Consider the following 6,741-nt stretch of genomic DNA (forward strand, 5'->3'; position numbering starts at 1 on the left):
CTGTCCCTCGCGGCTGCCTTCCCTGCACGGCCCGTCATCCGTAGGCCGTCCCCCGCGGCCCGTCATCCGTAGGCCGTCCCCCGCGGCCCGTCCCCCTTAGGCGGGCTCAGCGCCGTCCGGCCAGACCGTGCTCCCGGAGCCGGAAGCTCTCGCCCTTCAGGCTGATCACGTCCGCGTGGTGGACCAGCCGGTCCAGCAGGGCGTAGGTGACCGGGCCGTCGCCGAAGATCTCGGACCACTGCGCCAGCGGCTTGTCGCTGGTGACGATGGTGGAGGCACGCTCGTAGCGGTGCGAGACCAGCCGGAACAGCAGCCGGGTCTCCTCCGGTCCGAAGGGCACATAACCGATCTCGTCGATCACCAGCACGGCATGGCGGTCGAGCCGGGCCAGCTCCTCGCCGAGCCGCCCGGCGGCCTGGGCCGCGGCCAGCCGGTCCACCCACTCGGTGGCGGTGGCGAAGACGGTGTCGTGCCCGGCCTGGCAGGCGCGGATGCCGAGGGCGACGGCGAGATGGGTCTTGCCGGTGCCGGGCGGGCCCAGGAAGACCGCGTTCCGGCGGGCGTCGACGAAGTCGAGGGTGCCGAGCCGGGTGACGGTCTCCCAGTCGAAGGCCCTCTGGTGGTCGTCGTCGAAGTCCTCCAGCGTCTTCCGGGCGGGGAATCCGGCGGCCCGGATCCGGGACTCGGCGGAGGAGCCGTCGCGTACCGCCGTACCGCCGGTGGCCTGGGCGGGCACGGTCTCCGGCTTGGCGAGCGGGTCCGGGCCCGCGGCGACCGGCGCGGCGGCCGGCAGGACGGACGGCAGAGCGGACGGCGCGGGCTCGGGGAGGGCCGCGCCGGCCGGTTCGGCCGCCGTGGGCTCGGCGGGCGCGCGGGGGGTGCCCGCCGCGAGGTGTCCGCCGCCGCCGCTCTCCATCGGCCCCGACATATACGCCAGGATCGCGGCCGACAGGATGAAGGCCATATGGATGACGGTCCCCCACAGCAGCGCGTGCTGGGAGGTGTGGGCGACGTCCACGAACATCTGGAGCAGATGGACGGACGAGATGCCGACGATGGCCGTCGCCAGCTTCACCTTCAGCACATTGGAGTTGACGTGCGAGAGCCACTCGGGCTGGTCCCGGTGGCCCTGGAGGCCGATCCGGGAGACGAAGGTCTCGTACCCGCCGACGATCACCATGATCAGCAGGTTGGCGATCATGACGACATCGACCAGCTTGAGCACCGCCAGCATGACCATCGTCTCGTCGGCCTGGCCGCTGACGATGTGCTGGATGAGATGCCACAGCTCGTTGAAGAACTTGTAGACGTAGACGCCCTGCGCTGCGACGAGGCCGAAATAGAGCGGTGCCTGGAGCCAGCGGGTGGCGAAGAGGGCGTAGCCGAGGGAGGAGGCGGCGTAGCTCCTCAGATCGGGTTTCGGTGGCCGGGGAGCCTGCGGCTGGTGTTTGGCGTGCGGTGCATGGGGGGCATGGGACGCGGACGTGGCATGACCGTGCAAGGGCGTCTCCCAACGGGGTTCGGGGCGGCGGTCGGGCGCGGTCGGCGCGGGCCGCGGTCACGCTGTCAACGGCCGATCCCGGGAGTCGTCACGGACCCGGCGGGTGGAGTGCCGTACGGGGCACTGCTTTCGGCCGGTGGGAGCGGGGGCGTGCGGGGGGCGCGTACGGCGGGGGTGCGGAGCAGGGACGTTCCGGCGGGCCCGGGCGGGCCTCCCCGGGCCCGGCTTGGGGAGGGCCCCGGCGGGCTCCGCCGGCCGCCGCCCGTCACCCGTTCCCCGCGCACCGGGTGCCGGGGCCGCCGCGGCCGCCTTGAATGCGGAGTGTGCTGCGAAGGATCGGTGAGTGGTGTGCCCGGCGGGCGGTGTACGTCGTCGTGGCGTGGCTGGTGGTGCTGGCAGTGCTCCAGGTGCTGCACCATCTCTACGGCGGCGAGTACTCCGACGACTTCACCCTGTCGGACACCCAGTCCCAGCACGGTGTCGAGGTGCTCAAGGAGCACGACCCGGCGGCCGGCGGCTACAGCAGCCAGATCGTGCTGCACGACGCGGACCGGCCGCTGACCCAGGTCTCCGGGCAGGTGTCGCAGACGGTGACGGGCCTCAAGGCCCTGCCCGACGTGCTGACCGCCCAGAACCCGCTGGCCGTGCCCTCGTCGAACGAGGGGCCGCTGGCGCCCGACGGCCGGACCGCGTACATCACCGTCCGGTTCGCCGTACCGCCGTCCACGCTCGGCCCGGACTATCTGGACGGCGTCGACACCGCCGTCGAACCGCTGCGGGCCGCGGGTGTCCAGGTGGAGTACGGCGGTCCGCTCGGCGAGCTGGCCCGCCCGGAGCCCAACGACCATGCCAGCGAGGCCATCGGCTTCGCGGTGGCGATCGTGGTGCTGCTGATCGGCTTCGGCAGTGTGGTCGCGGCCGTGCTGCCGCTGGTGACCGCGCTGATCTGCGTGATCTGCGGACTGGCGCTGCTCGCCCTGCTGGCCGCCGCCTCCACCTTCGCGACCGTCTCACCGACCCTGGCGACGATGATCGGCCTCGGTGTCGGTATCGACTACGCGCTCTTCCTGGTCACCCGCCACCGGCAGAACCTGATGAACGGCGACGACCCGGTGAACGCGGCCGGCAAGGCGACCGCGACCAGCGGCCACGCCGTACTGCTCTCCGGCTGCACGGTCATCATCGCCCTGTCGGGCCTCTGGGTCTCCGGTATCGCGTTCATCGGCAAGCTGGGGCTGGCGGCCGCGGTGACCGTGGTGACCGCGGTGCTGGGCGCGCTCACCCTGGTCCCCGCCGTACTCGGTCTGATCGGCCGGCATATCGACAAGCTGCGGGTCCGCACCCCCATCGCGGAGACCGAGGCGGCGCCCGGCGAGGAGGTCCACGGCACCTGGCACCGGTACGCGCTCCGCGTGGAGCGGCGGCCCTGGTGGTATCTGGCGGGCGGAGTGCTGATCCTCGCGGTGCTGGCGTATCCGGTGTTCTTCATGCAGCTCGGCCATATCGGCGACGGCGCCGACCCCACCTCCTTCACCGACCGCCGGGCCTTCGATCTGATGTCGGCGGCCTTCGGGCCGGGCTCCAACGGGCCGCTGACCCTGGTCGTCGACCAGAGCGCGGTCCCGGCGGCGGACCGGGCCGCGCTGGCGTCCTCCGTGCAGCACGCGCTCTCCGCCGTACCGGACGCCGCGGCCGTCACCCCGCTCCAGCCGACCGCCGACGGCGAGGTGCTGGTCGGGACGGCGTACTCGGTCGCCTCCCCGCAGGACGAGCGGACCACCGAACTCGTCAACCGGCTCACCGACCAGGTCCTGCCGGACGCGGTCGCGGGCACCGCGGCCCATACGTACGTCACCGGCACCACCGCCGCCCAGGTCGACTTCCTGGACATCGTCTCCGCCCGGCTCCCCCTGATCATCGCGGCCGTGGTGGGGCTGGCGTTCATCGTGATCCTGGTGGTCTTCCGGGGTCTGCTGGTCGCGGTGAAGGCGGCGGTGCTCAATGTGCTGTCGATCGCGGCGTCGTACGGGGTCGTGGTCGCCGTCTTCCAGTGGGGCTGGGGCGGCCCGGCGCTCGGGGTCTCCGGCAAGGTGCCCATCGAGAGCTATGTCCCGATGATGATGTTCGCCATCGTCTTCGGGCTGAGCATGGACTACGAGATCTTCCTGCTCTCCCGGGTCCACGAGGCCTGGCTGCGCACGGGCGACGCCCGGGCCAGCGTGGCCCATGCCCTGGAGATCACCGCCCGGGTCATCACCTGTGCCGCGCTGATCATGGTGAGCGTCTTCGCGGCGTTCATCATCAGCGACAACATCGTGGTGAAGATGCTGGGCCTGGGCCTGGCGGCGAGCGTCCTGATCGACGCGACCGTGGTCCGGCTGCTGCTGGTCCCGGCGGTGATGACGCTGCTGGGCGAGAAGGCGTGGTGGACGCCGCGGTGGCTGGACCGGGTGATGCCGAGGCTCCATCCGGAGGGGACGGAGTAGCCCTCCGTACGGGCTGCCGTACGGTGCCCGCCGCACTTCGCCCGTTCACCCGTACGGCGCACATCCGCATGCGAGGCGCCCCGGCACCTCCTTCACTGGGCCTGTACGCGCCCAGCGCGTGAAGGAGGCGTACGACATGAACCGTCCCTGGAGGCGCCCGGTCGTCAGCGCGGCCGTCGCGGCCCTCACGGCGACCGCCCTGGCGGCGGGCGTCGCGGCATGCGGCAACGACAACAGTCCGTCGTCCGTGGCGTCGAGCGTCGCATCCGTGGCGTCCGGCGCGGCGTCCGTGGCGTCGGGCGCGGCATCCGCGGCGGCGTCCATCGGTGCAAAGGCCACCGACGCGGCCGCCTCGGCCTCCGCGTCGGCACAGAAGAAGATCGACGACATCAAGGGCGGCACCGATGTGAAGGGCGATGTCACCCTCGCGGCCCCGGCCATCAAGGGCGGCCGCAGCACGGTCGACGTCACGGTGCGGAACACCGCCGACTCGGCGAAGTCCTTCGCGGTCAAGGTCGACTACAAGGACACCAGCGGCAATCTTCTCGACACCGTCGTGGTGACGGTCTCGGACGTCCCGGCGGGACAGTCGAAGTCCACCACCGCCGAGAGCAACCGGGATCTCACGGGCGAAGTGAAGACGGACGTCTCACAGGCCCTGCGCTACTGACCCGCACGTTCACGACCGTCGCTCACGATCGGAGCCCGTCATGGAGGACTACCCGCTCCTCAACCTGTTCTGGACCATGCTCTGGTTCTTCCTGTGGATCATGTGGCTGTTCCTGCTGTTCAAGGTGATCACCGACCTGTTCCGCGACCACACGCTCAACGGCTGGGCCAAGGCGGGCTGGATGGTCCTGGTGATCCTGCTGCCCTTCCTCGGCGTACTGCTGTACGTGATCTTCCGGGGCCGCTCGATGGGCGAACGCGAGGTCTCGGCGGCGCAGGAACGGGAGGCCGCGTTCAAGTCGTACATCCGCAAGACCGCGAGCGAGGGCGGCGGCGGGGAGCCCGGGGCGGATGTGGACCAGCTGGCCCGGCTGCACGATCTGAAGGAGAAGGGCGCGATCACGGACGAGGAGTTCCAGCAGGCCAAGGCGAAGATCCTGGCCTGAGCGCGGAAGCCCTCGCGGGCGAACGGAGTTCCCGTCCCCGGATCCGTCCGGGGGCGGGAACTCAGTGCCAGTCGGCGGTACGGACCGAATCGCAGAGTTCGACGACAAGTTCGCCCGCGTCCAGGCCGGTGCCCGCGACGGGCCTGACCCGGGCGCCCACCCAGATGAGATGGGGAGCGGCGCCGACGACCCGGCAGCGGTACATGAAGCCCTCGGGGAAGCGGACGAGGGACTCGTTGCGGGCGATACGGGTGTAGCGGTGGACGACGGCGGAGCGGATGACGACTCCCTCGCCGGTGCTGCGCTCGTCCTCCAGTTCGCTGGAGGAGCAGATGGGACAGAGCAGCTTGCGGAAGGCGACACTGCCGCACCAGCGGCAGCGCTGGTAGACGAGACCGTTGTCGTCGTCCGCCACCGCGGTCCCCGTCGCCGTCTGGGGCGGGGCGAGACGGTCGGTTCCGGGCTGGGACATGCGATGACCCCCTGCACTCGTCGGCTCGGGCTGCGCGCGCCCCAGCACCATATGGCACTGAGTGCCTAGATGTATAGGTACTGGGTGCCAGATTCCGGTACGGAGTGCGGCGGTTCGGGCACCGGGGGTACGCGCCAGGGGGCGCCTGCCCGGGTCAGGGGCCGGGGCGCGCGGGCCGCCGGGTAAGGGGCGGCGCCCGGCGTCAGGAAGTGCCCGGTACCGGCGAGGCGCCGAGCGCGGATTCGATGCCCTGGACGACGCGCCAGACGGGGGTCCCCTTGCGGGCGACCATGATGACGACCTCGCCGTCGCCCTCGGGCAGCCCGCCCGCCACCGCGACGGCCTCGCCGCTCCTCGTCCCGCAGGAGGCGGTTCCCCACACATCCCGTACGAGGGAGAGGGCATGGTCCGCGGCGGCCTCGGCGTCCCCCTCGCCGCCGGCCCGGAGCCAGGAGCGCAGGGCGTTGTTGTGCGCGGCGACCACGGCGGACGCGATCACCTCGGCGCGGAGCGACCCGTCGGCGCTACGGGGACCGTGGGTCCGCAGATGGTTGGCGAGGGTGCGCTCGTACCGCCGAACCACGGAGAGTTCGTAGGTCCGCAGGCCCGGGACCTCGCGGGTGAGGCGGTAGCGCTGGACGGAGAAGTCCGGCTTGGCGGCGTACATCCGCATGACGATCCGGGCGGCGTCGCAGACCGTGCCGACGGGGTCCGGGGACCCGGCGTTGGCCTCCAGATAGGCGGTCATCTCGACCAGGCACCCCTCGTGGTCCGGGAAGACCGCGTCCTCCTTGGAGGGGAAGTAGCGGAAGAACGACCGGCGCCCGACGCCCGCGCGCGCGACGATGTCGTCCACCGTGGTCCGCTCGAACCCCCGCTCAAGGAACAGCTCGAACGCGGCCTCCGCGAGCGCCTCGCGCATGGGCACTTCCGCATTGCGTCGCTTGCGCACCTCTGTCATGGCGGGCAACGTAACACCGGAGGGGCAGTTTTGGCACTGGGTACCTTTACAGAGGGTACTTGGTGCCATAGCCTCAATGGGACAAACCCTCCATCGGCAGGAGTCAGGAGCCCGGCGTGAGCTTGAGGATCGTTGTCTGTGTGAAGTACGTGCCCGATGCCAGTGGCGATCGTGGGTTCGCGGATGATCTGACGGTGGATCGTGAG

Annotated in this window: 6 protein-coding genes and 1 pseudogene; 4 read left to right on the forward strand and 3 right to left on the reverse strand. The window is 71.2% G+C overall.

Going from position 1 to position 6,741, the window contains the following annotated elements; genetic code table 11:
* Window positions 1-106: 106 nt before the first annotated feature.
* Window positions 107-1,411, reverse strand: coding sequence for an IS21-like element helper ATPase IstB (gene istB, locus ACWDR0_RS03040; RefSeq protein ID WP_456349857.1), 1,305 nt, complete (start codon window positions 1,409-1,411; stop codon window positions 107-109).
* A gap of 404 nt (window positions 1,412-1,815) precedes the next feature.
* Here istB and ACWDR0_RS03045 point away from each other — a divergent pair, with 404 nt between their 5' ends.
* From ACWDR0_RS03045 to ACWDR0_RS03055, 3 genes are all read left to right on the forward strand, one after another.
* Window positions 1,816-3,987 carry an MMPL family transporter gene (locus ACWDR0_RS03045; RefSeq protein ID WP_456349846.1) on the forward strand — a complete coding sequence of 724 codons (2,172 nt, stop codon included), beginning with the start codon at window positions 1,816-1,818 and terminating at the stop codon, window positions 3,985-3,987.
* 136 nt (window positions 3,988-4,123) lie between these two features.
* Window positions 4,124-4,657 carry an FxLYD domain-containing protein gene (locus tag ACWDR0_RS03050; protein WP_456349847.1) on the forward strand — a complete coding sequence of 178 codons (534 nt, stop codon included), beginning with the start codon at window positions 4,124-4,126 and terminating at the stop codon, window positions 4,655-4,657.
* A gap of 40 nt (window positions 4,658-4,697) precedes the next feature.
* Window positions 4,698-5,102, forward strand: coding sequence for an SHOCT domain-containing protein (locus ACWDR0_RS03055; protein ID WP_456349848.1), 405 nt, complete (start codon window positions 4,698-4,700; stop codon window positions 5,100-5,102).
* A 61-nt stretch (window positions 5,103-5,163) separates the two neighbouring features.
* Here the strand turns inward: ACWDR0_RS03055 and ACWDR0_RS03060 are convergent, their stop codons facing one another.
* Together ACWDR0_RS03060 and ACWDR0_RS03065 are read right to left on the reverse strand one after the other, a co-directional pair.
* The gene (locus ACWDR0_RS03060) at window positions 5,164-5,574 is read right to left on the reverse strand and encodes a Zn-ribbon domain-containing OB-fold protein (RefSeq protein WP_456349849.1); all 411 of its coding nucleotides are present in this window, start codon (window positions 5,572-5,574) and stop codon (window positions 5,164-5,166) included.
* Between the two features lie 202 nt (window positions 5,575-5,776).
* Window positions 5,777-6,535 carry a TetR family transcriptional regulator gene (locus ACWDR0_RS03065; RefSeq protein ID WP_456349850.1) on the reverse strand — a complete coding sequence of 253 codons (759 nt, stop codon included), beginning with the start codon at window positions 6,533-6,535 and terminating at the stop codon, window positions 5,777-5,779.
* A gap of 116 nt (window positions 6,536-6,651) precedes the next feature.
* On the opposite strand from ACWDR0_RS03065, the pseudogene ACWDR0_RS03070 reads away from it, so the two are divergent.
* Window positions 6,652-6,741: pseudogene (locus tag ACWDR0_RS03070) on the forward strand (electron transfer flavoprotein subunit beta); the annotation flags it as partial.

The sequence above is a fragment of the Streptomyces sp. NPDC003691 genome (genome assembly GCF_053981115.1).